Annotated in this window: 27 protein-coding genes; 19 read left to right on the top strand and 8 right to left on the bottom strand. The window is 63.7% G+C overall.

Translation table 11 applies throughout. From position 1 onward, the window contains the following. Positions 1 to 164: 164 nt before the first annotated feature. The 18 genes from AB2B41_RS09405 to AB2B41_RS09320 all read left to right on the top strand — a co-directional run bounded on the left by AB2B41_RS09405 (position 165) and on the right by AB2B41_RS09320 (position 17,282). Positions 165 to 1,220, top strand: a complete 1,056-nt coding sequence (locus tag AB2B41_RS09405) for an acyltransferase family protein (RefSeq protein WP_367877519.1) — start codon at positions 165 to 167, stop codon at positions 1,218 to 1,220. A 177-nt stretch (positions 1,221 to 1,397) separates the two neighbouring features. After that, positions 1,398 to 1,877 (top strand): 50S ribosomal protein L15, encoded by a 480-nt coding sequence (rplO, locus tag AB2B41_RS09400; RefSeq protein WP_367877518.1) that lies wholly within the window; start codon positions 1,398 to 1,400, stop codon positions 1,875 to 1,877. A gap of 122 nt (positions 1,878 to 1,999) precedes the next feature. Then, positions 2,000 to 3,370 (top strand): preprotein translocase subunit SecY, encoded by a 1,371-nt coding sequence (secY, locus tag AB2B41_RS09395; RefSeq protein WP_367877517.1) that lies wholly within the window; start codon positions 2,000 to 2,002, stop codon positions 3,368 to 3,370. Then, complete coding sequence (locus AB2B41_RS09390) at positions 3,367 to 3,945, top strand: adenylate kinase (protein ID WP_367877516.1); 579 nt, start codon at positions 3,367 to 3,369, stop codon at positions 3,943 to 3,945. Before secY ends, AB2B41_RS09390 begins: the two co-directional genes overlap by 4 nt. A gap of 251 nt (positions 3,946 to 4,196) precedes the next feature. Then, complete coding sequence (gene rpsM / locus AB2B41_RS09385) at positions 4,197 to 4,565, top strand: 30S ribosomal protein S13 (RefSeq protein WP_367877515.1); 369 nt, start codon at positions 4,197 to 4,199, stop codon at positions 4,563 to 4,565. A 15-nt stretch (positions 4,566 to 4,580) separates the two neighbouring features. Further along, positions 4,581 to 4,973 carry a 30S ribosomal protein S11 gene (rpsK, locus tag AB2B41_RS09380; protein WP_367877514.1) on the top strand — a complete coding sequence of 131 codons (393 nt, stop codon included), beginning with the start codon at positions 4,581 to 4,583 and terminating at the stop codon, positions 4,971 to 4,973. Positions 4,974 to 5,091: 118 nt separating this feature from the next. After that, entirely contained in the window at positions 5,092 to 6,108 is a 1,017-nt protein-coding gene (locus AB2B41_RS09375; RefSeq protein WP_367877513.1) for a DNA-directed RNA polymerase subunit alpha, read from the top strand. Between the two features lie 246 nt (positions 6,109 to 6,354). Beyond that, positions 6,355 to 6,774 (top strand): 50S ribosomal protein L17, encoded by a 420-nt coding sequence (gene rplQ / locus AB2B41_RS09370; RefSeq protein WP_367877512.1) that lies wholly within the window; start codon positions 6,355 to 6,357, stop codon positions 6,772 to 6,774. 136 nt (positions 6,775 to 6,910) lie between these two features. Continuing rightward, positions 6,911 to 8,287, top strand: a complete 1,377-nt coding sequence (locus AB2B41_RS09365; RefSeq protein ID WP_367877511.1) for a trypsin-like peptidase domain-containing protein — start codon at positions 6,911 to 6,913, stop codon at positions 8,285 to 8,287. Beyond that, a complete protein-coding gene (locus tag AB2B41_RS09360; RefSeq protein WP_367877510.1) occupies positions 8,287 to 9,594 on the top strand; it encodes a replication-associated recombination protein A in 1,308 nt (435 codons plus the stop codon). The genes AB2B41_RS09365 and AB2B41_RS09360 overlap by 1 nt, the downstream gene beginning before the upstream one ends. Positions 9,595 to 9,765: 171 nt before the next feature. Beyond that, entirely contained in the window at positions 9,766 to 10,146 is a 381-nt protein-coding gene (gene crcB, locus AB2B41_RS09355; RefSeq protein WP_367877509.1) for a fluoride efflux transporter CrcB, read from the top strand. Then, positions 10,143 to 11,186 carry an RluA family pseudouridine synthase gene (locus AB2B41_RS09350; protein ID WP_367877508.1) on the top strand — a complete coding sequence of 348 codons (1,044 nt, stop codon included), beginning with the start codon at positions 10,143 to 10,145 and terminating at the stop codon, positions 11,184 to 11,186. The genes crcB and AB2B41_RS09350 overlap by 4 nt, the downstream gene beginning before the upstream one ends. Then, positions 11,183 to 11,866 carry an HAD-IA family hydrolase gene (locus AB2B41_RS09345; RefSeq protein ID WP_367877507.1) on the top strand — a complete coding sequence of 228 codons (684 nt, stop codon included), beginning with the start codon at positions 11,183 to 11,185 and terminating at the stop codon, positions 11,864 to 11,866. Before AB2B41_RS09350 ends, AB2B41_RS09345 begins: the two co-directional genes overlap by 4 nt. Beyond that, a complete protein-coding gene (locus AB2B41_RS09340; protein WP_367877506.1) occupies positions 11,863 to 12,579 on the top strand; it encodes an ATP12 family chaperone protein in 717 nt (238 codons plus the stop codon). Before AB2B41_RS09345 ends, AB2B41_RS09340 begins: the two co-directional genes overlap by 4 nt. A gap of 203 nt (positions 12,580 to 12,782) precedes the next feature. Continuing rightward, on the top strand, positions 12,783 to 13,799 hold the full coding sequence (locus AB2B41_RS09335) for an amino acid ABC transporter substrate-binding protein (RefSeq protein ID WP_367877505.1): 1,017 nt from the start codon (positions 12,783 to 12,785) through the stop codon (positions 13,797 to 13,799). Positions 13,800 to 13,925: 126 nt separating this feature from the next. Further along, the gene (locus tag AB2B41_RS09330; protein ID WP_367877504.1) at positions 13,926 to 15,164 is read left to right on the top strand and encodes an amino acid ABC transporter permease; all 1,239 of its coding nucleotides are present in this window, start codon (positions 13,926 to 13,928) and stop codon (positions 15,162 to 15,164) included. A gap of 1 nt (position 15,165) precedes the next feature. Beyond that, complete coding sequence (locus AB2B41_RS09325) at positions 15,166 to 16,461, top strand: amino acid ABC transporter permease (protein WP_367877503.1); 1,296 nt, start codon at positions 15,166 to 15,168, stop codon at positions 16,459 to 16,461. Positions 16,462 to 16,514: 53 nt separating this feature from the next. Next, a complete protein-coding gene (locus tag AB2B41_RS09320) occupies positions 16,515 to 17,282 on the top strand; it encodes an amino acid ABC transporter ATP-binding protein (protein ID WP_367877502.1) in 768 nt (255 codons plus the stop codon). A gap of 60 nt (positions 17,283 to 17,342) precedes the next feature. Here AB2B41_RS09320 and AB2B41_RS09315 read toward each other — a convergent pair whose 3' ends face one another. The 8 genes from AB2B41_RS09315 to ttcA all read right to left on the bottom strand — a co-directional run bounded on the left by AB2B41_RS09315 (position 17,343) and on the right by ttcA (position 25,429). Further along, positions 17,343 to 17,831 carry a SixA phosphatase family protein gene (locus AB2B41_RS09315; protein ID WP_367877501.1) on the bottom strand — a complete coding sequence of 163 codons (489 nt, stop codon included), beginning with the start codon at positions 17,829 to 17,831 and terminating at the stop codon, positions 17,343 to 17,345. Position 17,832: 1 nt separating this feature from the next. Then, positions 17,833 to 18,486 (bottom strand): ferredoxin, encoded by a 654-nt coding sequence (locus AB2B41_RS09310; RefSeq protein WP_367877500.1) that lies wholly within the window; start codon positions 18,484 to 18,486, stop codon positions 17,833 to 17,835. Then, a complete protein-coding gene (argB, locus tag AB2B41_RS09305; RefSeq protein WP_367877499.1) occupies positions 18,483 to 19,346 on the bottom strand; it encodes an acetylglutamate kinase in 864 nt (287 codons plus the stop codon). The genes AB2B41_RS09310 and argB overlap by 4 nt, the downstream gene beginning before the upstream one ends. 123 nt (positions 19,347 to 19,469) lie before the next feature. Further along, positions 19,470 to 20,123, bottom strand: a complete 654-nt coding sequence (gene yihA, locus AB2B41_RS09300) for a ribosome biogenesis GTP-binding protein YihA/YsxC (protein WP_367877498.1) — start codon at positions 20,121 to 20,123, stop codon at positions 19,470 to 19,472. After that, entirely contained in the window at positions 20,120 to 20,872 is a 753-nt protein-coding gene (locus AB2B41_RS09295) for an MOSC domain-containing protein (protein ID WP_367877497.1), read from the bottom strand. The genes yihA and AB2B41_RS09295 overlap by 4 nt, the downstream gene beginning before the upstream one ends. Continuing rightward, positions 20,872 to 22,725 carry a membrane protein insertase YidC gene (gene yidC / locus AB2B41_RS09290; RefSeq protein ID WP_367877496.1) on the bottom strand — a complete coding sequence of 618 codons (1,854 nt, stop codon included), beginning with the start codon at positions 22,723 to 22,725 and terminating at the stop codon, positions 20,872 to 20,874. Before yidC ends, AB2B41_RS09295 begins: the two co-directional genes overlap by 1 nt. Before the next feature lie 172 nt (positions 22,726 to 22,897). Further along, positions 22,898 to 24,439, bottom strand: coding sequence for a putative bifunctional diguanylate cyclase/phosphodiesterase (locus AB2B41_RS09285; protein WP_367877495.1), 1,542 nt, complete (start codon positions 24,437 to 24,439; stop codon positions 22,898 to 22,900). A gap of 132 nt (positions 24,440 to 24,571) precedes the next feature. Beyond that, entirely contained in the window at positions 24,572 to 25,429 is an 858-nt protein-coding gene (gene ttcA, locus AB2B41_RS09280; protein ID WP_367877494.1) for a tRNA 2-thiocytidine(32) synthetase TtcA, read from the bottom strand. 308 nt (positions 25,430 to 25,737) lie between these two features. Between ttcA and AB2B41_RS09275 the strand changes: the two genes are divergently transcribed. After that, entirely contained in the window at positions 25,738 to 26,268 is a 531-nt protein-coding gene (locus AB2B41_RS09275; RefSeq protein WP_367877493.1) for a DUF3833 domain-containing protein, read from the top strand. Positions 26,269 to 26,324 lie beyond the last annotated feature (56 nt).

Below are 26,324 nucleotides of genomic sequence, written 5' to 3'. Positions count from 1 at the left end.
TGGGCATGAACTGATCCTCCTGAACAGGATGAATCAGAAAACACACCTCATGGGAATCCCCTTTGATTCAACGAAAGATGGAACCGCTCTAATCGGGCCGTAAGGGTCGGCTATGATAAGATTGATGACCGTCCGCGAAGCCCTCGCGCGACGGGAGGGTTGTGATGAGGCGGGACAGGCAGTTGGTTTTGATCAGTTCGCATATCGGTATGCGTGAGGCAGGAGATAGCGGTGCGCAAAGCACCGGGCGGCTCCATGCCATCGACACGGCCAAGGGGATCGGCATCCTTTTCGTTGTCTTCGGTCATGCCTGGCGCGGGGCTTTCCATGCCGGCATCCTGCGGGATGAGGCACTGTTTCGTGCCGTCGATAACATGATCTATGCCTGGCACATGCCTCTGTTCTTCTTCCTGTCCGGGCTCCTGTTCCTCGAAGTGGTGGAACGGATCGAGGCCGCGCCTTTCCTCGCAAGCCGGGTGCGGCGGCTTCTCTGGCCTTTCGTTTTGTGGACATGGTTGTTCTTCGGGATGAAACTGCTCGCGGGCGGGGCCGCGAACCATCCGGTGACGCTGGCCGATTTTCCGCTGATCCCGCTGCCACCCTACGAGCATCTTTGGTTCCTCTGGGCGCTGTTCCTGTCGCAGGTGCTGGTGCTGGGACTGTTCCGGGCGTTGCGACCGGTACTGGATGTCGCGCGGTTGCGCGTCGTCTTCGGTGTGCTGGCGGTGGCGCTCACGCTGCTGATCCCGTTTTTCTATGTGCCCTCGCCGACCTTTGGGGCAACGGTTGAGCATTTTCCCTATTTCGTGGCCGGTATCGCGCTGGGTGGCATTGCCAACCGAAAACCGCCCGCTTGGTTGGTGGTGATGGCGGGTGCGGTCTTTGGCTTGCTGATCTGGAATGCATCGCAGATCTGGGCGTCGCTGCTGGTGTCGCTGGTGCTGACGGTGTCTGCCTGCATCGTCTTTGCGCGCCTCGATCCCGGGGCCGAGCGACCCTCGGCACCGATTGCATTCCTCCGGCTTCTGGGTCTCTATTCCCTGCCGATCTTCCTGGCGCACACGATCTTTTCGGCAGCATTCCGCATCGGGCTGTTGAAGGTCGGCGTCGATGGGCTGAACGTCCATCTTCTCGTGGCGACCATCGTCGGGCTTGCCGGACCGATCGCCCTTGTCTGGGGAAGCAGGCGACTGGGTGTGGCGAAACTGCTGGGGTTCTGAACCTCTGAGCAAGGTCATATGCCATCTCTGACGGTTCTGGGGTCACGGACCTCTTGATCCCCCATCCCCGCACCGCTATACGCCCCCGGTGGCGCCGATTCCGCGCCGCATTATTTGAAACGCCGCGTTCACCCACTCCCGTCGCTGGGGGGTGTTTCCGGCAGAAGGAGAAGCGACATGAAATTGCATGAACTGTCCGATAACCCGGGCGCAGCCAAGAAGCGGATGCGCGTGGCACGTGGTCCCGGCTCTGGCAAGGGCAAGACCGGTGGCCGTGGTATCAAGGGTCAGAAATCCCGTTCGGGTGTGGCGATCAATGGCTACGAAGGCGGCCAGATGCCGCTCTACCAGCGCCTGCCCAAGCGTGGCTTCAACAAGCCGAACCGCAAGTCCTATGCCGTTGTGAACCTTGGTCTGATCCAGAAGTTCATCGACGCCAAGAAGCTGGACGCGAAAAAGCCGATCGACGGTGCTGCGCTGGTGGCCTCGGGCCTCGTGCGCCGCGAGCTTGACGGTATCCGCGTGCTGGCCAAGGGCGAGTTTTCGGCCAAGGTCGATCTGCATGTGGCCGGTGCCTCCAAATCCGCTGTCGAGGCGGTCGAGAAGGCCGGTGGCAGCGTGACCGTAGCCGCGAAAGCTGAGGCGGCGGCGGAGTAAACCGGTTTCGAGGCTTGTGAGCGGGCGCGCGCCCGCTTACATAGACTTTCGAGTTTTCAGGGACGCCGCCCGCTGGAAAACAGCCCGGGCGGCGTTTGCGTCACAAAAAAAGAGACCCGAAAATGGTATCAGCCGTCGAAAACATGGCCGCCAACACGAGCTGGTCCGCACTGGGCAAGGCCACGGACCTGCGCAACCGGATCCTCTTCACGCTGGGTCTGCTGATCGTCTACCGTCTGGGCACATTCATCCCCGTGCCGGGGATCGACGGCACCGCCCTGCGGGAATTCATGGACAGCGCAGGCCAGGGCATCGGCGGTATGGTGTCGATGTTCACCGGTGGTGCGCTGGGTCGGATGGGTATCTTTGCCCTTGGCATCATGCCCTATATCTCGGCCTCGATCATCGTGCAGCTGCTGGGGTCGATGTACGAGCCCTGGAAGCAGCTCAAGAAAGAGGGCGAGCAGGGACGCAAGAAGCTGAACCAGTACACGCGCTACGGCACAGTGGCGCTGGCGACCTTGCAGTCTTACGGTCTGGCCGTCAGCCTGGAGGCAGGCGATATCGCCGCCGATCCGGGCATGTATTTCCGCATCGCCTGCATGATCACGTTGGTGGGCGGCACGATGTTCCTGATGTGGCTGGGTGAGCAGATCACCGCGCGCGGCATCGGCAACGGTATTTCGCTGATCATCTTCGTCGGCATCATCGCCGAGGTTCCGGCTGCGCTGGCGCAGTTCTTTGCATCCGGCCGGTCGGGTGCAATCAGCCCCGCGCTGATCGTGGGCGTGCTGGTGATGGTCGTGGTGACGATCATGTTCGTCGTCTTCATGGAGCGCGCTTTGCGCAAGATCCACATCCAGTATCCGCGCCGCCAGGTCGGGATGAAGATGTACGACGGCGGCTCGTCGCACCTGCCGGTCAAGGTCAACCCGTCGGGTGTGATCCCGGCGATCTTTGCCTCGTCCCTGCTGCTGCTGCCGGTAACGATCAGCACATTCTCGGGCAATTCCACGGGGCCGATCATGTCGGTGCTGCTGGCGAACTTTGGCCCCGGTCAGCCGCTGTACCTGCTGTTCTTCGTCGCGATGATCGTGTTCTTTGCCTATTTCTATACGTTCAACGTGAGCTTCAAGCCCGAGGATGTGGCCGAGAACCTGAAAAGCCAGAACGGTTTTGTGCCCGGCATCCGCCCCGGCAAGAAGACCGAGGAATATCTCGAATACGTCGTGAACCGCATCCTTGTGCTGGGTTCGGGATATCTCGCACTGGTCTGCGTGTTCCCCGAGATCCTGCGCGGCCAGTTCGCGATCCCCTTCTACTTCGGCGGCACCTCGGTGCTGATCGTCGTGTCCGTGACCATGGACACCATCCAACAGGTGCAGAGCCATCTTCTGGCACACCAATACGAAGGCCTGCTTGAAAAGTCGCAATTGCGTGGCAAGGGCAAAGGCAAGACGACCCGCAAGAAACGGAGCCCCGTACGTCGATGAATATTATCCTTCTTGGGCCGCCGGGTGCGGGTAAAGGCACTCAGGCGCAGCACCTTGTTGCGTCGCGGGGGATGGTGCAGCTGAGCACGGGCGACATGCTGCGCGAAGCCAAGGATAGCGGCACCGAAATGGGCAAGATGGTTGCCGATGTCATGGCGCGGGGCGATCTGGTCACGGATGACATCGTCATCGGGTTGATCCGGGAGAAGCTGGAAGGTGCCAAGGGGGGCAGTTTCATCTTTGACGGTTTCCCGCGCACGCTGGAGCAAGCGGATGCCTTGGGTCAGCTCTTGGACGAGATGGGGCAAAGCATCGACCATGTGATCGAGCTGCGGGTGAACGACGAGGTTCTGGTGGACCGGATCGTGGGGCGCGCGGAGGAAGCGCGGTTGGCGGGCAAGCCGGTGCGGGCGGATGACAATGCCGAGAGCCTGAAGGTGCGGCTGCTGGCGTATTACAAGCAGACCTCGCCGCTGATCGGCTATTACCACGCCAAGGGGATGCTGACGGCGGTGGATGGTCTTGGGACCATCGACGCGGTCAAGGATGAGATTGCCGGGGTATTGGACGGTTAAGCCGGGCGCCGGAGTTTGCGAAAACTCCGCCCCGATTTCTTCGAAGATTTCAGGCCCCGGCCGATTGGGTTGACGCCCTGCCGAAAACCCCATAGTCAGCGCTATCTCGAAAGAGAATCAATTCGTGCCGAGGGTCGCGCCCGGGGCACGAGATCACCTGATCAGCCGGGCCCGACGCGCGCAACGCCTCGGGCTTATGTTGTGAAAAAAGGGTCTGGCGTTACGGACCCGCAACGAAAGGAAGACGACACGTGGCACGTATTGCCGGCGTAAACATCCCGACTGCAAAGCGGGTTCCCATCGCCCTCACCTATATCACCGGCATTGGCAACGCCTCTGCCAAGGCCATCTGCGATGCGGTTGGCATCGAACAGTCCCGCCGGGTCAACGAGCTTTCGGATGCCGAAGTGCTCAAGATCCGCGAGCATATCGACGAGAACTACACCGTCGAAGGCGACCTGCGTCGCGACACGCAGATGAACATCAAGCGTCTGATGGACCTGGGCTGCTACCGTGGCCTGCGCCACCGCCGCAACCTGCCGGTCCGCGGCCAGCGCACCCACACCAACGCACGCACCCGCAAAGGCCCCGCAAAGGCCATTGCCGGCAAGAAGAAATAAGGGAGGGCTGCACCAATGGCACGCGATACCCGCCGCACCGCAAAGCGCAAGGTCTCCAAGAACATCGCCGCAGGCGTGGCGCATGTGAATTCGACCTTCAACAACACCAAGGTCCTGATCTCGGACGTGCAAGGCAACGCGATCTCCTGGTCGTCCGCCGGCACCATGGGCTTCAAGGGCTCGCGCAAGTCGACCCCCTACGCCGCCCAGCTGGCCGCAGAAGACGCGGGTCGCAAGGCACAGGAACACGGCGTCAAGACGCTGGAAGTCGAAGTGCAGGGTCCCGGGTCTGGCCGCGAGTCGGCGCTGCGCGCGCTGGCGGCTGCGGGTTTCAACATCACGTCGATCCGTGATGTGACCCCGATGGCGCACAACGGCTGCCGCCCGCCGAAGCGCCGCCGCGTCTAAGGACAGATTTTTAACGCTGGGGCCCGTGTGATTTTGCACGGGCCCCGGCACGCATTTTGAAACCTCGGGAGTCTCGCGCCGACCGGACATGCGGCACGAGGCAGGAATGGAGGGATACATGATCCACAAGAATTGGGCAGAACTGATCAAGCCGCAGCAGCTGGACGTGAAGCCGGGGAACGACCCCGCGCGTCAGGCGACCGTGGTTGCCGAACCGCTGGAGCGCGGTTTTGGCCTGACCATGGGCAACGCGCTGCGCCGCGTGCTGATGTCCTCGCTTCAGGGGGCCGCGATCACCTCCGTGCAGATCGACAACGTGCTGCACGAGTTCTCATCCGTGGCCGGTGTGCGTGAGGACGTCACCGACATCGTGCTGAACCTCAAGGGTGTGTCGATCCGCATGGAAGTCGAAGGGCCCAAGCGCCTGTCGATTTCCGCCAAGGGTCCGGGCGTTGTGACCGCTGGCGATATCTCGGAGTCCGCGGGCATCGAGATCCTGAACCGCGACCACGTGATCTGCCACCTCGATGACGGGGCGGATGTGTACATGGAACTGACCGTCAACACGGGCAAGGGCTATGTTTCCGCCGACAAGAACAAGCCGGAAGATGCGCCCATCGGCCTTATCCCGATCGACGCGATCTATTCGCCGGTCAAGAAAGTGTCCTACGACGTGCAGCCGACCCGTGAGGGGCAGGTGCTGGATTATGACAAGCTGACCATGAAGGTGGAAACCGATGGCTCCATCACGCCGGATGACGCGGTGGCCTTTGCCGCGCGCATCCTGCAGGACCAGCTGGGCATCTTCGTCAACTTCGACGAGCCGGAATCCGCGTCCCGCGCGGACGAGGACGACGGTCTGGAGTTCAACCCGCTTCTGCTGAAGAAGGTGGACGAGCTGGAGCTTTCGGTGCGTTCTGCCAACTGTCTGAAGAACGACAACATCGTCTATATCGGCGATCTGATCCAGAAGACCGAGGCCGAGATGCTGCGCACGCCGAACTTCGGCCGCAAGTCGCTCAATGAGATCAAGGAAGTGCTGTCGGGCATGGGTCTGCACCTTGGCATGGATGTCGAGGACTGGCCGCCAGACAACATCGAGGACCTGGCGAAGAAGTTCGAAGACAACTTCTGAGCCTGACGGGTGGGCGGTGCGCCCACCTTACGTAAGGTGGAGGTTTCCTCCACCCCCGGGGTGGGCAGGATGCCCACCTTACAAGACCGGGCGATACCGCCCTTTCATCGCCCGCCCAAGGGCGGACGACTATCGGGTGACGCGCCTCCCTTCAGGAGACGCTTACCCCAAGGAGAGCGGCTGACACGCATCGGCTGCCGGACAAAGCAAAAACGCCCGTAGAGGGCACATGATTGGAGAAGAACAATGCGTCACGCACGTGGATACCGCCGCCTGAACCGCACACATGAGCACCGCAAGGCGCTCTGGGCGAACATGGCAGGCTCGCTCATCGAACATGAGCAGATCAAGACAACCCTGCCCAAGGCCAAGGAACTGCGCCCCATCGTGGAAAAGCTGATCACGCTGGCCAAGCGCGGCGACATGCATGCCCGCCGCCAGGCCGCGGCCAAGCTCAAGCAGGACGCCCATGTCACCAAGCTTTTCGAGGTGCTGGGCCCGCGCTATGCTGACCGTCAGGGTGGTTACGTGCGCGTGCTGAAAGCCGGCTTCCGTTACGGCGACATGGCACCGATGGCGATCATCGAATTCGTCGACCGCGACCGCGATGCCAAGGGTGCCGCCGACAAGGCGCGGCTCGAGGCCGAGGACGCGGCTGCGGAATAAGATATTTTCGCATCTTGCGAAGGGAAAGCCCTGCCGTCTGGCGGGGCTTTTTGTTTTGAGGTCGTGCCGGAGTTGTATTGGAAAGATGAAGCAGGGGAGTTGCGCGTCATGGGGACGGAGCGCATATGATCGGGTGATGCGGTTTCTTGTTATTCTCTTACTGGTCTTGGCGGTGCCCCTGAGCGCGCAGCAGGTGCCGACTTCGGTTGCGCAGATGCAGCTTTCGTTCGCGCCGCTTGTGCGCGCGGCGGCCCCTGCGGTGGTGAACATCTATGCCAAGATCATGGCCGAGCCGCGCCGGACGCCCCTGCAGAGCGATCCGTTTTTCGAGCGCTTCTTTCGCGATCCGTTCTCCGAGCGTCCCCGGGTGCAGAATTCGCTTGGCTCCGGCGTGATCCTGTCCGAGGACGGGATCGTCGTGTCGAATTACCACGTGGTGGGTATGGCGACTGAAATCCGCGTGGTGCTGAACGACCGGCGGGAGTTTTCTGCGCGGGTGCTTCTGGGGGATGAAGAAGCCGACCTTGCCATTCTGAAAATCGAGGCGGAGGAGGCGCTGCCCTATCTCGCGTTACGCGACAGCGAGACGGTGGAGGTGGGCGAGCTGGCGCTGGCCATTGGCAACCCCTTCGGCGTGGGCCAGACCGTGAGCAGCGGGATCGTGTCTGGGCTGGCACGCAGCCGGGCGGGCGGGGGCAATTCGGGGCTGGGGTATTTCATCCAGACCGATGCGCCGATCAACCCGGGGAATTCGGGCGGCGCGCTCATTGACATGTCGGGACGGCTCATCGGGATCAACACGTCGATCCTGACGCGGTCGGGCGGGTCTAACGGGATTGGCTTTGCCATTCCTGCGGACCTTGTGCGGGCCTTCGTGGAACAGGCGCGGGCGGGGGAGAGGGTGTTCGGGCGGCCCTGGGCGGGGATCAGCGGACAGCCGGTGGATGCGGATATGGCGGGGCCTCTGGGGTTGGACCGGCCCGGGGGGATCATCGTGTCGGGGCTGCATCCGGCAAGCCCCTTTGCCAAAGCCGGGCTGGAAGTTGGTGACGTGATCATCGAGGTGGATGGTCAGCCGGTGAACACGCCTGCCGAGATGATCTACCGCATGTCGGTGGCGGGGCTGGGGAAGGTCGCGGAGGTCACGCATCTGCGGGACGGTGTGGCGGCACGGCTCTCGGTGGCGCTGATCGCGGCACCGGATGAGCCGTCGCGGGACGAGACGGTGCTGGGGGAGCGGACGCTATTGCCGGGGTTGACGCTGGTGCGGGTGAACCCGGCCGTGATTTCGGAGTTGAACCTGCTCTTGGAGACCGAAGGCGTTGCGGTGACGGATACGGGCCGTTTCGGCCGCCGTGTGGGGCTGCGGGTAGGGGATGTGATCCTGGCGATCAACGGGGTCGAGATCACGCATCCGGAGGAGGCGGCGGCCGTGCTTGCCGGACAGGTCCGGGTGATCGAGATGGTGGTGCAGCGCGGCGCGGGGCGGACGATCCTGCGGTTCCGGGTCTGATGGCGGATCTCTTCGACACCGGGGACGTGCCCACGCAGGGCGGGCATCGGCCGCTGGCGGACCGGCTGCGGCCCGCCACGCTGGCCGATGTGATCGGGCAGGAAAAGGTGCTGGGGCCCGAAGGGGCGCTGACGACGATGCTGGCCTCGGGCACGCTGTCCTCGCTCATCTTCTGGGGGCCACCGGGGGTGGGCAAGACGACCATCGCGCGGCTGCTGGCGGATGAGACGGAGCTGCACTTCGTGCAGATCAGCGCGATCTTTTCCGGGGTGCCGGAACTGCGCAAGGTCTTCGAGGCGGCCAAGATGCGGCGGGCGAACGGGCAGGGGACGCTGCTGTTTGTCGACGAGATCCACCGCTTCAACAAGGCGCAGCAGGACGGGTTCCTGCCGCATATGGAGGACGGCACGATCCTGCTGGTGGGGGCGACGACGGAGAACCCCAGCTTTGAGCTGAACGCCGCCGTGCTGAGCCGGGCGCAGGTGATGGTGCTGGAGCGGCTGAGCCTCGCGGAGCTTGAGATGCTGGCGCAGCGGGCGGAGAAGGAACTGGGCCGTGCCCTGCCGCTTGACGGGCCTGCACGCGAGGCGCTGCTGGAGATGGCGGACGGCGACGGGCGGGCGCTGCTCAATCTCGTGGAACAGGTCTCTGGCTGGACGGTCGAGGGCAGGCTGGACACAAAGGCGCTGGGCGCGCGGCTGTCGCGGCGGGCGGCGCAATATGACAAGTCGGGGGATGCGCATTACAACCTCATCTCGGCGCTGCACAAATCGGTCAGGGGGTCGGACCCGGATGCGGCGCTCTACTGGTTCGCGCGCATGCTGGAGGGGGGCGAGGACCCGCGCTATCTCGCGCGGCGGATCACGCGGATGGCGGTGGAGGATATCGGGCTGGCCGATCCCCAGGCGCAGGCGATTTGCCTGCAATCCTGGGAGACCTACGAGCGGCTGGGATCGCCGGAAGGCGAACTGGCGCTGGCGCAGGCGCTGACCTATCTCGCGCTCGCGCCGAAGTCGAACGCCGCTTACGTGGCCTACAAGGGGGCGCGGAAGGCGGCGAAAGAGACGGGGTCGAAGCCGCCGCCCAAGCATATCCTGAATGCGCCCACGAAGATGATGAAGGAACAGGGGTATGGCGCGGGCTATGCCTATGACCACGATGCCGAGGACGGGTTTTCGGGGCAGAACTATTTCCCGGACGGAATGGAGCGGCCCGCGCTTTATGCGCCGGTAGAGCGGGGGTTCGAGCGGGAGCTGAAGAAGCGGCTGGCGTATTTCGCGAAGCTCAGGGCGCAGCGGGAGGGGTGAACTTTGCGGGGGCGTTCCTGCGCGAGGCACGCTTTTCTCAGACGGCGGCCCTGAGGTTTCCGTTGCGCCGGAGTTGTATTGGAAAGATGAAGCAGGGGATGGACGCCGGGACCGGATCATCCGCGCCACCCCCAGCTTGACAATTCGGCCCCGAAGCACGACAGAGCGGCCATGTTTTCAACCACCCTCCTTGTTGCTTTCGGCGGTGCCATCGGGGCAGCACTTCGGTTCCTGACCGGGGTCGGCATGCTGCGTCTGACCGGGCCGCAGGAGTTTCCGCTGGCGATAATCGCGGTCAATGTCATCGGCTCTTTCCTGATGGGCGTTTTCGTGGTGGCGGCCGCGCATCGTGGGCTGACCTATCTCAGCCCCTTCGTGATGACCGGGGTGCTGGGGGGCTTTACAACCTTTTCGGCCTTTTCGCTCGAGACCGTGACGCTGATGGAGCGGGGGGATTATTCGGGGGCGGTCCTTTATGTGACGCTCTCCGTGGTCCTCTCCATCGCGGCGCTGATGCTGGGGCTGTTCCTGGCGCGGGGGGTTTTCGCATGAGCAGGGTGCAGACCGTGACCGTGGGGCCGGGCGACGGCGACCAGCGGCTGGACCGTTGGTTCCGTTCGAAGTTTCCGCACGTCCCGCAGGGGCGGATCGAGAAGATGTGCCGCAAGGGCGAGATTCGCGTCGATGGCGGCCGGGTCAAGGGATCGACGCGGATCGAGGTGGGCCAGCAGGTGCGCATCCCGCCGTTGCCCGAGGGCGAGGCGCCCGCGCCGACCAGGGCCCGGATCAGCGAGGCGGATGCCCGCATGATCCGCGACTGCGTGATCTACAAGGATGACCATGTCATCGCGATCAACAAGCCCGCGGGGCTGGCCACGCAGGGCGGCTCGCGGCAGGGCGAGCGGCATGTGGACGGTCTGGCCGAGGCTTTGAAGTTCGATCTCGACGAAAAACCCCGGCTGGTGCACCGGCTCGACAAGGATACCTCGGGTGTCCTTTTGCTGGCGCGGACGCGGGAGGCGGCCAAAGCGCTCACCGCGTCGATGCGGCACCGGGAGACGCGCAAGATTTACTGGGCCGTGGTGGCGGGCGTGCCGACGCCGTATCTGGGCGAAATCCGCTTTGGCCTGGTCAAGGCGGGCGGGCGCGGCAAGGGCGGCGAGGGCGAGAAGATGATCGCCGTGCACCCGCGCGACATGGACGACACGCCGGGCGCCAAGCGGGCGCATACGCTTTATGCCACGCTGTTCCGCGTGGCCTCTCGCGCCGCATGGGTGGCGATGGAGCCGATCACCGGGCGCACCCATCAGCTGCGCGCGCATATGGCCGAGATCGGCCATCCCATCGTGGGCGACGGGAAATACGGCGGGTCGGGGCAGGAGAACCTTGGCGACGGCTGGGGCGCGCAACTGGGCGGGATCATCTCGAAAAAGCTGCACCTACACGCGCGGATGATGCGCTTCGAGCATCCCGAGACAAAGAAGGTCATTACCGTGACGGCGGACCTGCCCGAGCATATGGCGCAGACCTTCGAGACCTTTGGCTGGACCGAGGATCTGGCGCAGGAAGACCCTTTCGAGGAGTTGCGATGAGCGCACCGTTGCGGTTGGTGATCTTCGACGTGGACGGCACGCTGGTCGACAGCCAGGGCGATATCGTCGCGGCCATGGCGCGGGCCTTTGCCGCCGTGGACCTTGCCCCGCCGCCGCGCGACGAGGTGCTGGGCATCGTGGGGCTGTCGCTCGATGTGGCCATGCCCACGCTGCGGCCCGACCTGTCTGCAGCGGCGCATGCGCGGATGGCGCAGGCCTACAAGGATGCCTACATGCAACTGCGCGCGGATGCAGGCGTGGTGCAGTCCTCGCCGCTTTATCCCGGAGCGATGCAGACTCTGCAGGCGCTCTACGCGTTGCCCGAGGTGCTGCTGGGTGTTGCAACGGGTAAGTCGCGCCGGGGGCTCGACAAGCTGATCGAGGGGCATGGGCTTGAGGGCTATTTCGTGACGCAGCAGGTGGCGGATTTTCACCCGTCCAAGCCGCATCCCTCGATGATCCTGCAGGCCATGGCCGACACCGGCGTGACCCCGTCAGAGACGGTGATGATCGGCGACACCAGTTACGACATGGAGATGGCCGCCGCCGCGGGCGTGCAGGGCATCGGGGTGAGCTGGGGCTATCACCCGCGCGAGCGGCTGGGGCAAGCCAGCCGGATCGTGGAGGATTATGCCGACCTGCGGGCGGCACTGGACCAGATTTGGAGCGTTTCCGCATGAGCGAGTGGAAGGCAAAGCGGTTCTGGAAAGAGGCGACAGTGGAAGAGGCCGAGGGTGGCTTTACCGTCCGTCTGGATGCGCGACCCGTAAAAACGCCGGCCAAGCGGGCGCTGATCCTGCCCACCCGCGCCATGGCCGAGGCCGTAGCCGCAGAATGGAACGCGCAGGAGGAAGAGATCAGGCCGCACCTGATGCCCGCGACCAAGACCACGAATGCTGCCATCGACAAGGTTGCCACGCAGCATGCGGAGGTGGCCGAGATGCTCGCGGCTTACGGCGACAGCGATCTTTTGTGCTACCGCGCCGATCATCCCGAGGGGCTGGTGGCGCGGCAGGCGGAGCAATGGGACCCGATGCTGGACTGGGGGGCCGAGGCGCTGGGCGCGCGGCTGGAGCCACGCACCGGGGTGATCCATGCACCACAGGACCCCGAGGCGCTACGTATCCTGTCCGAACGGACACATGCGCTTTCCCCGTTCGAACTGGCAGCGTTTCACGATTTGGTGAGCCTTTCGGGCTCGCTGATCCTTGGATTTGCGGCGGCAGAACAGGTCAAACCGCTTGACGCGCTTTGGGACATATCGCGCCTCGACGAGATTTGGCAGGCCGAGCAATGGGGTAAGGACGACGAGGCCGAACAGATGGCCGAAATCAAGAAAGAAAGTTTCCTGCACGCCGGGCGCATGTTCACCCTTTGTTGCGCACAGGACTGAGCGTTCCCGGACGGGACTGCCTTTTCCTTAGGAAGACCATCGGTAATCGCGGCTTTTTTGGGCCGCGCGCCCTTGACGATCAAACATGAATCCGAGCAGACTATGGGCCACTGACCGGGAACCCGGTAAGTATCGCCTCCGGTGCCAGAAAGGTGCCGGTTCAACCGCCCAAAAAGGTGGCGGATTATCAGGAAGAGGTAACAATGAAAAAATCTGTACTTTTCGGCGCACTGACAGTCGCCGGTCTGGCTGCAGGCGCTGCGGCGGCTGCGACGCTGGACGACGTAAAGGCACGTGGCAAGCTGAACTGCGGTGTGACCACCGGTCTCGTGGGCTTTGCCGCACCCGATGCGAACGGTGAATGGAAGGGCTTTGACGTAGCTGTTTGCCGCGCTGTCGCCGCCGCCGTTCTGGGCGACGCAACTGCCGTCGAATTCGTTCCGACCACCGGCAAGACCCGCTTTACCGCACTTGCCTCGGGCGAAATCGACATGCTGGCCCGCAACACCACCTGGACCTTCTCGCGCGATGTCGATCTCAAGTTCGACTTCGTCGGCGTGAACTACTACGACGGTCAGGGCTTCATGGTGCCCAAGGCACTTGGCGTGTCCTCGGCCAAGGAACTGGATGGTGCGACCGTCTGCATCCAGACCGGCACCACGACCGAGCTGAACCTCGCGGACTTCTTCCGCGCCAACAACATCAGCTACGAGCCGGTGCCGATCGAAACCAACGCCGAAGCCCAGCAGCAGTACCTTGCCGGTGCCTGCGACGTCTACACCACCGACGCATCCGGTCTTGCAGCCACCCGCGCCACGTTTGAGGCACCGGGCGACCACATCCTGCTGCCCGAGATCGTCTCCAAAGAGCCGCTGGGCCCGCTGGTCCGTCACGGTGACAACGATTGGGGCGACGTGGTCCGCTGGACCCTGAACGCGCTGATCACGGCAGAAGAGCTGGGCGTCACCTCGACCAACGTGGGTGAGATGGCGTCCTCGACCAACAACCCCGAAGTGGCCCGCCTGCTGGGCACCGAGGGTGAGCTGGGCGCGATGCTGGGTCTGGACGCGGATGCCTTCAAGCGCGCGATCGAAACCCAGGGCAACTACGGTGAAATCTTCGCCAAGAACATCGGCGAGGAAACACCCATCGGTCTGGCCCGCGGCCTGAACGCACAGTGGACCGACGGCGGCCTGCTCTACAGCCCGCCCTTCCGCTAAGAACCAAAGCCGGGGGGCGCGGATCATTCCGCGCCCCTCGCGCATAAGACCAACAGAATACCGACACGCGGCACCGCCGAAAGGTGCCAGGCTTGAACCAACGGTCGGTCAACGGGGAACAATCTGATGTCGACAACAACCGACCCTCAAGGGGGCACGTTCCGGCCATCCATGCTGTTGAACGACACGCGCTATCGCTCGATGACGCTGCAAGTGATCGCGGCCATCCTGCTGGCGCTGGCGCTGGCCTACCTCTACCGCAACCTCGCGGCCAACCTGTCTGCGCAGGGTCTGAACATTTCCTTCGACTTCCTCGGCAGTCCGGCGGGTTATGACATCAACCAGGTGCTGATCGACTACAACAGCCAGTCGAGCAACCTGCGCGCGGCGATCGTGGGCGTTCTGAACACGCTGCTGGTCGCCTTTCTGGCCTGTGTGACCGCAACGGTCTTTGGCGTGCTGGCGGGCGTACTGCGGCTGTCGAACAACTGGCTGGTGCGCAAGCTCATGGCCTTTTATGTCGAGATTTTCCGCAACATTCCGGTGCTGATCTGGATCGTGATCATCTTCACGATCATGATCGCCGTGTTGCCGGGGCCCGCCGCCTTCCGGGGCGAGAACCCGGATTCGACGATGTTCCTCGACCTCGTCGCCTTTACCAACCGGGGCGTTTATGTGCCCGGCCCCTATTTCACCCGCGGCATCGGCGGCGAGGAGGGGAGCATCGTGAACTGGCTCCTGGTCCTCGGCACGCTGGTCGCGTCCTTCTTTGTCACGCGGATGGTCACCGCCCGCGCCAATGCCACGCAGGCAGCAACGGGCGTGCGGCCCAAGACGTTCTGGACGAACCTCGCGATCTGGTTCGTGCCGCTCTTGGCGCTGCTGTTCATCCTCGGGCTCAAGTGGGACATCCCCGAGCTTCGCGGCTTCAACTTTGGCGGTGGCATCAAGGTGGGCGGTCCGCTGATCGCGCTCTGGTTCGCGCTGTCGATCTATACCGGTGCCTTCATCGCCGAGAACGTGCGCGCGGGCATCCTGGCGGTCAGCAAGGGCCAGACCGAGGCCGCGGCCGCGCTGGGCCTGCGGCCCAACCGGGTGATGAGCCTGGTGGTACTGCCACAGGCGCTGCGGGTGATCATCCCGCCGCTGATTTCGCAGTATCTCAACATCACCAAGAACTCTTCCCTGGCCATCGCCGTGGGCTATGCGGACATCACCGCGACGCTCGGGGGCATCACGCTGAACCAGACGGGCCGGGCCATCGAATGCGTGCTTCTGCTAATGCTGTTCTATCTGGTGATCTCGCTGCTGATCTCGGCGTTCATGAACGTCTACAACAACGCCATTAAGCTGAAGGAGCGGTAAGATGAGTGATACACATGCACAATCCGTCGCCTTCGTCCGCGAGACGTCCCTGCCGCCGGTGCCGCCGCCTACGGCCGAGACCGGAGTGGTCAAATGGATGCGGCAGAACCTCTTTGCGACCTGGGCAAACGCGTTGCTGACAATTGCGGCCGCCTACGTGATCTACCTGGTGCTGTCGGGCACCCTGCCCTGGATTTTCGCGGGCATCTGGAACGCCTCCAGCCTGTCGGAATGCCGCGAGATATTGCAGGGGGTCAGCGGCGGTTGCTTTGCCGTTCTGACCGAACGCTGGAACCAGTTGCTCTTTGGCTTCACCTACCCGTCCGAGCTTTACTGGCGGCCCACGCTGGCCTTCGTGTTGCTGTTTGCGGCACTGGCGCCGGTGCTGTTCTTCGATCTGCCGCGCAAGCTCTTGATCTTCACTGGCATCTATCCCTTCCTTGCCTATTGGCTGATCTGGGGCGGCACGATCCTGGTGCCCATTCTGGCGCTGGCGGGTGTGGTCATCGGCTACCTCGTCTATGTGCGGCTTGAGAAGGTAAGCTTTGCCGCCGGGTTCTTCGGCGGCCTGGCGGCGGCCATCGTGACCTGGGTCATCGCGGGCTACATCACCGCGGCGGCCGAGAACGTTCTGGCGCTGCAATCCGTACCCTCGCGCGACATGGGCGGCTACATGCTCAACATGATGCTGGGCGTGACCTGCGTGTCGCTGTCGCTGCCCATCGGCATCGCGCTGGCGCTGGGGCGGCAAAGCTCCATGCCGCTGATCAAGTGGATCTGCGTGGTCTTCATCGAATTCATTCGCGGCGTGCCGCTGATCACGCTTCTGTTCGTGGCGAACGTCATGCTGGCCTATTTCTTCCCGCCAGGGTCCGGGGTGGACCTGTTCCTGCGGGTGGTGATCATGATCACGCTCTTCTCTTCGGCCTATATCGCCGAGGTGATCCGGGGCGGTCTCGCCGCCCTGCCCAAGGGGCAGTACGAGGCGGCGGATTCGCTGGGCCTCGATTATCCACAGGCGATGCGGCTTATTATCCTGCCGCAGGCGCTGAAAATCTCGATCCCCGGCATCGTGAACATCGCGGTGGGCCTTTTCAAGGACACCACGCTGGTTTCGGTCATTTCGATGTTCGACATTCTCGGCATGATCCGGGGTCCGATCCTCGCCTCGACGGAATGGAACGGCGTCTACTGGGAACTCTTGGGCTTTGCCTGCGTGGTTTTCTTCGTCGTCTGCTATTCCATCTCGCAATACTCGCAGTGGCTGGAACGCCGCCTTGCGACCGACCATCGTTGATCGTGCTCAAGTAGCAAAGCGATTGCGCATAATGAACAGAAAGGGCTGAACACATGGCCGATACTGCACAGATGAAGGTATCCGACGAGGTCGCGATCACCATCCAGAAAATGAACAAGTGGTACGGGTCTTTCCACGTGCTGCGCGACATCGACCTCACGGTCTTTCGGGGCGAACGCATCGTGATCTGCGGGCCTTCGGGCTCGGGCAAATCGACGCTGATCCGCTGCATCAACGCGCTGGAAGAGCACCAGCAGGGCACGATCGAGGTGGATGGGACGCTTCTGTCCTCGGACTTGAAGAACATCGACAAGATCCGGTCCGAGGTCGGCATGTGCTTTCAGCACTTCAACCTCTTCCCGCATCTGACGATCTTGGAGAACTGCACGCTGGCCCCGATCTGGGTGCGCAAGACGCCCAAAAAGGAGGCCGAGGAGGTGGCAATGCACTTCCTCACCAAGGTTAAAATCCCCGACCAGGCGAACAAGTATCCCGGCCAGCTCTCGGGCGGTCAGCAGCAGCGCGTCGCGATTGCCCGCTCGCTCTGCATGCGCCCGCGCATCATGCTGTTCGACGAGCCGACATCGGCGCTGGACCCGGAGATGATCAAGGAAGTGCTCGACACGATGATCGAGCTTGCCGAAGAGGGCATGACGATGCTTTGCGTGACGCACGAGATGGGCTTTGCCCGCCAGGTGGCGAACCGGGTGATCTTCATGGACGAGGGGCAGATCGTGGAGCAGAACGAGCCGGAGGAGTTCTTCAAGAATCCCAAGTCACCGCGCACGCAGCTGTTCCTGAGCCAGATCCTCGGACACTAAACCATGGGTGGGCGGTGCGCCCACCTTACGTAAGGTGGAGCCCCGCTCCACCCACCGGTCTCACAACTCGCGCGGCACGACGAAGTGCCGCGCGTCTGCTTTTCCCCAGTCCGCGTCGCGCCAGTCGTCGATGTCGAATTCCGCCACCAGCGTCGCGCAGGTTGGATACTGATCGAACTGCGGATGATCGGGCGCATGCGCCACGATTTCCCTGGCAAACCAGCCGATGCCGGGATTGTGGCCAAGCATCAGCACCGTCTTGCCCGTTGCCCTGCGCAGGGTGCGCAGGATGTCGTGGTGCGGGGCGAGGTAGAGGTCGCGGGTGAAGGTCGTGGGTGTCTCTTCCGGCAGGTTCAGCCGAACCAGCGTCTCGCGCGTGCGCATGGATGACGACGACAGCACTTCGTCCGGCAGAAGGCCCTGTTCCCTCAGCCAGTCGCCCATCGCGCCCGCCGACCGGCGACCGCGCGGATTGAGCGGGCGGTCATGGTCCTGCCCGCTGCCCGACCAGTCGGATTTCGCGTGGCGCATGAGGATGAGGCGTTTCATGTCAGTTTCCTCTGAATTGGCGCATGTGATAGGCGGATTGCGCGGGCAGGCGCCCGAAGCCCTGGCTGACCGGGCAGGCGCGGCGCACGGCGCAGCCAAGGGCCATGTTATCAGCCCCGGCGGGCGTTGCGAGGAAAGCCTTGCAGGCGGGCACATCGTAGCCTTGGGGCGTCAGGGCGCCAGAAAGGCAGGCGGTGCGGCAGGGTTGGTCCGGGCACGACTGGCAGGGATTTGGCGGCGATTCCGGCAGGTCGATCCGTTCGGGCAAGGCCAGCGCCCCCCGGAAGGACACGAAGAGCCCGGCGACATCGTGCACCAGCAGGTTGACGGGCGAAGCATGGATGCGGCCCGTGCGCAGGGCCCAGGAATAAAAGGGCCGAAAGGGCGGGCCACCGAAAGGATAGAGCGGCATGGCACCGATCTCCGCTGCCCAATTCCCGATCACGCGCGTTGACCAGCGGTCCACCGGGTCGGGTTCGCCGTCCTGGCCTTCGGGACTTTGGGTGAATGCGGGCCAGAAGGCAGGCTCATCCGGGCCCAGCATGACCAATGTGCCGCAGCCCTCGGGCAGGCCATCGTCAGGCGTGGCTTGAAAACCGCCGAGCAGGGAAAGCTGGCGCTGGCGCGCTTGGCTTTCCAGCTCGGCGTACCTCATCCGCGGCGGATGATGCTGCCCGCACCGTGTGGCGTGAACAGCTCCAAGAGGCAGGCGTTGGGCACGCGTCCGTCGAGGATGACGGCAGCACGGGTGCCACCGGCCAGCGCGTCGAGCGCGGTCTGCACCTTGGGGATCATCCCGCCCGCGATGGTGCCATCGGCGATCATCTCGTTGATCTGGCTGGCCGTCAGCTCGGTCAGCACTTCGCCTTCAGCATTCTTGACGCCCGCCACGTCCGTGAGCAGCAACAGGCGGTCGGCCTGAAGGGCGGCGGCGATGGCCCCGGCTGCGGTGTCGCCATTGATGTTGAAGGTCTCACCATTGACCCCCATGCCCAGGGGCGCGATCACCGGGATGATATCCTTTTCCGTGAGATCGCGCAGGATGCGCGGATCGACCTTCACGGGCTTGCCGACGAGGCCAAGTGCGGGGTCTTCCGCCTCGCAGAGGATCAGGTTGCTGTCCTTGCCCGACAGGCCCACCGCGCGCCCGCCCTGTTCCGAAATCGACTGCACGATATCGGAATTGACCGAGCCCGAGAGCACCATTTCCACCACCTGCATGGTGGCGGCATCGGTCACGCGCTTGCCGTTGACGAACTCGGACTTGATGTCGAGCCGTTTCAGCATGTCGTTGATCATCGGCCCGCCCCCATGCACGACGATCGGATTGACCCCGATCTGCCGCATCAGGGTGACGTCGCGGGCAAAGATCTGCATGCCCTCGTCGCTGCCCATGGCGTGACCGCCGAGTTTGATCACCACGGTGGCGTCGGCATAGCGTTGCAAATAGGGCAGCGCCTGTGACAGCGTCTGCGCGGTGGCGATCCAGTCGCGATTCATGTCTTGTTTTCTCATCTCTTGGCCCTCTTGGTGAGGGGATCATATGAGATCGGGCGGGATTGACCACTGCTGAAATGCGGTGCCGGGTGCAGCGGTGCAATTGAGTTGTAGTGGAAAGATGAAGCGGGGGTCGCCCTGTCACTCCAGCGTGGCGATGATGGCGCGCAGCGTAGGGATGCCCCATCCTTTTTCGGAACTTGTCACGACGATCTCTGGGTAGGCGGCGGGGTGTTTCGCGAGCGCCCGGCGCACCTGGTCGAGGATCTTTTCGCGGTCCTTCTCCTTGACCTTGTCGGCCTTGGTCAGCACCACCTGGAAGGTGACGGCGGAGGTGTCGAGAAGGGTCAGGATCTCGTCGTCCACTTTCTTGATCCCGTGGCGCGCATCGATCAGAACGAAGGCGCGGCGCAGGGTCTGGCGACCGGAGAGGTACTGCTTGAGCAGGCGCTGCCATTTCTCGACCACCGCAACGGGGGCGTTGGCATAACCGTAGCCCGGCAGGTCCACGAGGTAATGGCTGTCGCCTGCGGTGAAGAAGTTGATCTCTTGCGTGCGGCCCGGGGTGTTTGAGGCGCGGGCGAGGCCCTTCATGCCGGTCAGCGCGTTGATCAGGCTCGACTTGCCGACGTTGGAGCGGCCCGCGAAACAGACCTCCATCCGGTCTGGGTCTGGCAGGCCCGACATGGCCACGACGCCTTTGACGAACTGGGTTTCGCCGGCAAAGAGCAGGCGGCCCTGTTCCAGCGTCTGCGGGTCCGGCTCTTCGGCGAGGGGGAAGGGGAGCGTTGTCATGCGCGGCCTGCCTTGTCGCCCACACGGACGGTGCCGCCCTCGATCACGCGGGCGTAGACGCCGAAGTTCTGGTGGCCGAAGCTGCGCTCCAGCGTGCCGAGGGTGTCGGCATCGCGCTGCCCCGTGAAGGGGTTCGCGGTGGTATGGGCGCAGCGTTCGATGGGCTCCTCCACCCGCAGGACCGCGCCGCCGATGCGAACCTCGTGGCCGATCCAGTCGTTTTCCTCCCGAGGGGCCGCGCCGTCGAGCCAGATGTTGCCGCGCCAGCGTTCGGGCTCCAGCACGCCGCCCAGGGGGGCCGCCACGGCCTGATGGGAGGCGGTCGTCATGATGGAGATCGAGGGAAAGGCGCTGTCGGTCATGCCGCGCGCCCCTGCGCTCACGATTCCGGTGGGGCGGCTGCGGTTGGCGGGGCAAAGCGGCGCGATCCAGTCGAGAAAGCGTGCCTGATCCTGCGCGTCATCGGGGCAAAAGGTCAGCTCGCCAAGCGCCTCGTGGCGCAGTGTCACCCGCCGCGCGCCTTCGTCCAGCCGCGCCCAGAGACCGGCAAGCCCCGGCGTGCGCGTGCCAATCACGAAGTTGTGACAGGGCGCCCAATCGCCATCCTTCGCACTTGGCTGCGTCGCTTCGTGGGTCACCGCCCACGCCCTGTCCCAGGGCATGGTCTGGCCCGCGACCAGTTCAACGCTCTCGATGCTCTCACGTCCGTGGCTCTTGATCGGGTGCCGCCAGAGCGCCGAAACGTGCATCACTTCCCGCCCTTTTTCGCGGGCTCCTTCACATCATTCGCCGCCTTCGGCTTGCGCTTGAAGCTGGAGCGGATGTTGCCCAGCACGTCGGGCTTGTAGCCCTGGCTGCGCATGATCAGGTACTGCTGGGTGAAGGTGATCGTGTTGTTGGCAATCCAGTAGACCACGAGACCGCTGGCAAAACCGCCCAGCATGAACATGAAGACCCAGGGCATCCAGGCAAAGATCATCTGCTGCGTGGGGTCCGTGGGTGCCGGGTTCAGTTTTTGCTGCAGCCACATGGAGATACCGAGCAGGAGCGGCAGGATGCCGATGAAGATCAGCGCCATGAAGCTGGTGGGTTCGGGCGCGTCCCACGGAGCGAGGCCGTAGAAGTTGAAAATCGAGGTCGGATCAGGTGCGGAAAGGTCCCGGAACACGCCGAACCAGGGCGCGTGGCGCAACTCGATCGTGACGAAGATCACCTTGTAGAGCGAGAAGAAGATCGGGATCTGCAGAAGGATCGGCAGACAGCCCGCCGCCGGATTGACCTTTTCCTTCTTGTAAAGCTCCATCATGCCCTGCTGCATCTTCTGGCGGTCGTCGCCCGCCTGCTCCTTGAGCTTTTCCATCTGCGGCTGGAGTTCCTTCATCTTGGCCATGGAGACGTAGGACTTGTAGGCCAGCGGGAAGAGCACCGCCTTGATGATGAGCGTGAGGCCGATGATCGCCCAACCCATGTTGCCGATAAGCTTGTTCAGCTCATGCAGCAGCCAGAAGATCGGTTTGGTCAGGAAAAAGAACCAGCCCCAGTCGATGCTGTCGATGAACTTGGTCACCCCGGCGGATTCGTATTCGCGCAGGATCGCCCATTCCTTGGCACCGGCGAAAAGTTGCATGGAGATTTCCGACGTCGCACCGGTTGCGACAGTCTGGGTGGGCAGGCGGGTGACGGCGCGGTAGATGTCGGACCGTGCGTCGTAGGTCAGCGCCTGGTCGAAGGTCTGACCCGCGCCGGGGATCAGGATCGCCTGCCAGAAGTGATCGGTGAAACCGACCCATCCCGTGGTCACACCCTCCTGCACGATGGCCTGGCGGCCCCATTTCGCGTTGACCTCGGCCTCGGCGATGTCTTCCCAGTCAGTCTCGATCAGTTCCTCGTCCGCGATGGCAACGGCACCCTCGTGCAGGATAAAGAAGTTCTCCAGATCGTCGGGTTCCGTATGCTGGACGATCATGCCGTAGGGGGCGAGGGTGACCGGCGCGTCGCCGTTGTTTGTGACGCTCTGGGTCATGGTGAACATGTAATTCTCATCGACCGCGATCGTGCGGCCAAAGACCTGGCCCGCGCCGTTGTCCCAGCTCAGCGTGATGGGGCTGTCGACGCCGAGGGCCTCGCCGCTGATCAGCGTCCATTCCGTGTCGGGGCCGGGGACGGCGTCAGGCGCGAGCCCGGTGCCCGCGGCCCAGCCCTGCAGCGCGTAATAGGCGTCAACGGTGCCCTGCGGCGACAGCATGGTCACGATCGGCGCGCCTTCGTCCAGCGTGGTGCGGTAATCCTTCAGTTTCAGGTCGTCGATGCGCCCTCCGACAAGCGAGATGGACCCGGTCAGGCGGGGTGTATCGATCTGCACGCGGGGCGCATTCGCGATACTCGCGCTGTCGGACTGGCTTACCGCATCGACGCCCGCAGGCGCGGTGCCCGCCGCCGGTGCCGCGGGCACCGCGGTGTCAGTGGGCGTGCCTTGAGTTGTCTGGACGGTGCCATCTATCGGGGTGTCGGGTTCTGGCGGCGGGAACAGGACAAACCAAACCAGGATCACGACGAAGCTGAGCGCCGTCGCGAGGATGAGATTCTTATTCTGTTCGTCCATGGGGACCGCCACCTGACTGTCTGCCGAAAACTAGGGTGGTTCAACAGAGGTCAGCCCTAAAGGTCAAGCGGATTCGGGCGAATTGCGACGCTTGGCCCGGGTGCGGGCGGGGATTGGCACGGATTTGCGGAAGCGGTTGCGGATCAAGGCCCGGTGGCCGCATGGCGGGGCGTCAGCGGGTCTTGTCGTTCATGATCCGCGGGACGTCCTGCAGCTTGGCCATATGTTTGTCGATCCAGTCGAGCGTCTGCTCGAAGGGCATCGGTCTGCCGATGCCGAAACCCTGGACGTGATCGCAGCCCAGTTGCGCGAGAAGGACGTGTTCGCCGACGGATTCGACCCCTTCGGCCAGCGTCTCTACCTGCAGCCTCTCCGCCATGGTCAGGATCGCGCTGATCATGCGCTGCTGGTCGGGATCGCGGTCGGCCTTCATCACGAAAGAGCGGTCGATCTTGATCCGGCTCACCGCAAATCGGCGGATCGAGGCGATCGAGGCATGACCGGTGCCGAAATCGTCGAGATCGATCCGGCAGCCAAGATCGCCAAGTGCATTGATGTTGCGCGTGATCATGTCGTCCGGCGCGCTGGCCACCACGGTTTCAAGGACCTCAACCGCCAATCTGGCCGGTGCGAGATTGAACCGGTCGAGTTCCCACTTGATCTTTTCCAGCAGCTTGGGATTGGACAATTCGGAGCCCGCGAAATTCACGCCAACCTGCGGGACATCGACCCCCGCGCTGTCCCAGGCCTTGAGCGCCGCGAAGGCGTGGTAGATCATCACCTCCGCCAGCCGCTCCAGCTGGCCGGCCTGCTCGACCGCCGGCAGGAACAGCGAGGGCGGGATCAGGCCGCGCTCGGGATGGTTCCACCGCGCGAGCGCCTCGAACCCGGTGACCAGCCCGGTATCGGTGGAAATTTGCGGCTGGAACCAGGGCTTGATCTGTCCGTTCTCCAGCGCGGTGACGACCTCCTCGCGGAGTTCGGCGCGGGCCCTCCGGTCGTGGCGCATCTGGTCCGAGAAGGCGCGCACCGTCGACGGGCCGCGCCGGTGCGCCTCGCGCAGGGCAATGGCGGCAGCCTGCAACCATTCCGCGCCGGTGTGCCCCGGTGCACGGCTGTGCTGGCAAAAGCCCACCGATGCAGACACATAGACGCCCATCCCATCGACCGAGATCGGCTCCTCGATCGCGTGCTGGAAACGGTTGGCCAGTTGCAGGCACATCTCGAGATCGAGGTGGCGCACCGGGTCGGTGCAGACCGCAAAGCGCGCGTCGCCGATCTGGGCAATCCGGTCGTTGCTGCGCAGCACCGCTTTCAGCTCTTCGCCGACGCGCCGCGCGATGGTGTCGGCGGCCTTCTGGCCGTAGCGTTCGATGATCTCCTCGAAGTCGTCGATCAGGATGCAGAAGGCAGCGGCGCTGCGGCGGGTTTCCTTGGCCTTGACGTAGGCGGTTTCGATCAGATCCTCGAAGACCGTGCGCGTCAGCAGCCCGGTCAGCGCCTCCTCGCTCCGCGCGAGCCGGCCGTTCAGGTTGCCGCCCACAAGGTAGACCACGGGCAATAGCCCCGCGAGCACGATAAGCGCCCCTTCTCCTCCGAACCAATAGGCAGCGAGGCAGAGCGCGGGCAGAAAGGCCAGCGCCGGCGGGCCGAGCAGCGCCAGAGACATCCGCCGCCTGAGATGTTTGAGAACGGAAGGCCATTTCTGCGCCATATATCGTCTCCCCTAGGCAACGCGGGGGCGTTGCTGGGGGGGGCTAGAGGAAAGCGGTGAGGGGGGGGTAACGGGGCAGGGTGGCGGGGAAGGAAATTTGTTTAAAACTCTTCGTATCTGGCTTGCCGTGCGCTATTGCCCGGTTGTGCGCTCCAGTCCGGCGAAATCGAAGAGCTTGGGGTCCAGCAGGTGAGAGGGGCGCGCGTTCATCAGCGCGCGGAACATCACCTGGCGGCGTCCGGGGCTGCGGGCCTCCCAGCCGTCGAGGATTTGCTTGACCTGCTGGCGCTGCAGCCCGTCCTGCGATCCGCAGAGGTCGCAGGGGATGATCGGATAGTTCATCGCGGTCGCGAACTTCTCGCAGTCGGCCTCGGCCACATGGGCGAGCGGGCGGTAAACGAAGAGATCGCCTTCCTCGTTCAGCAGTTTGGGCGGCATGGTCGCCAGCCTGCCGCCGTGAAAGAGGTTCATGAAGAAGGTCTCGAGGATATCGTCGCGGTGATGGCCAAGCACGACCGCCGAACAGCCTTCCTCCCGCGCGATGCGATAGAGATTGCCGCGTCTGAGCCGCGAGCAGAGCGCGCAATAGGTGCGGCCCTGGGGCACTTTGTCCACCACGATGGAATAGGTGTCCTGATACTCGATCCGGTGGGGCACGCCCATCTTCCGGAGAAACTCCGGCAGAACGGTCGCCGGGAAGCCCGGCTGGCCCTGGTCGAGATTGCAGGCCAGGATCTCCACCGGCAAAAGCCCGCGCCACTGCAGTTCGTGCAGGACGGCCAGCAGCGTGTAGCTGTCCTTGCCGCCCGACAGGCAGACGAGCCATCGCGCCTTGGGCGCGTCAGCATCGTGTCCGCCCTTTTCGATCATCCCGTATTGCTCGATCGCCTCGCGGGTATGGCGCACGATGCGCTTGCGGAGTTTCTTGAACTCCGTCGTCTGCGGCGCACCGTGAAAGAGCGGGTGGATGTCTTCGGGTTGATCGAGCATGCGGTCTGATAGATCAACGGGCGGAGCGGGGCAATTGCTTTGGTGATGCGGCCCCGAAAGGGGTGTTGCGCTGCAGATTTTGATCGTTAACGCCGGTTGGAAGGACGACAAGGCGGGATCACCAGCCGTACACCGCCCGTACACCCACCGTACATGGGCTGTGAACTTGAAGCCGACCCGCGTTGCAACGTTAACGGGCCGCGCGGTGAAGGCGAACCTGCGTCGGATCGGTTGGGTTGATCCGGCTCATTGCCGCGTTACTTCCTCAAAGGCGGCGATAGGGCCGCGGAGCAGAAGCAGGGTTTGTGATGCGTATCCTCGTGATGATCTGGGCTCTGATGCTTGCGCTGGCTGGATGCACCGGCAAGCCGTCCATCGACGATCCGAAGCTGTCGGACCGCGCATTGCGGATCGAGGAGTTCTTCGACGGGAAGGTCGTGGCGACCGGCCAGTTCCAGGATACCTTCGGCACGGTGCGGCGGCGCTTCGATGTCGACATCGACGGCACGTGGGACGGCCGGACGCTGACATTGGTCGAGGATTTCGATTACGAGGACGGCTCGGAAGAGCGGCGCATCTGGCGGATGACAAAGACGGGACCGCAGACATGGACCGGAACCGCGGATGGCGTTCTGGGGCAGGCACGGGGAACCGCGCGGGGAGACACGTTCAACTGGGTCTACCGGATCGACCTGCCGGTGCCGGATGGCACGTTGCGGGTGGCCTTCGATGACTGGCTTTGGCTGGTAAGCGATACGCGGGTCTACAACCGGGCCTACATGAAGAAATTCGGCGTGGATATTGGCGAGGTGCATATCACCTTCGACAAGGTGCGGTGAGAAACCGGCAAGGGTGAGTGATCGGCTGCCGCCGTGATTGGCAGAGCGGTTCTGAG

It is taken from the genome of Sulfitobacter sediminis (genome assembly GCF_040811725.1).
Lineage (GTDB): Bacteria > Pseudomonadota > Alphaproteobacteria > Rhodobacterales > Rhodobacteraceae > Sulfitobacter > Sulfitobacter sediminis.
The sequence above is the reverse complement of the archived record's forward strand: the minus strand, read 5'-3'. Positions and strand labels throughout refer to the sequence as shown.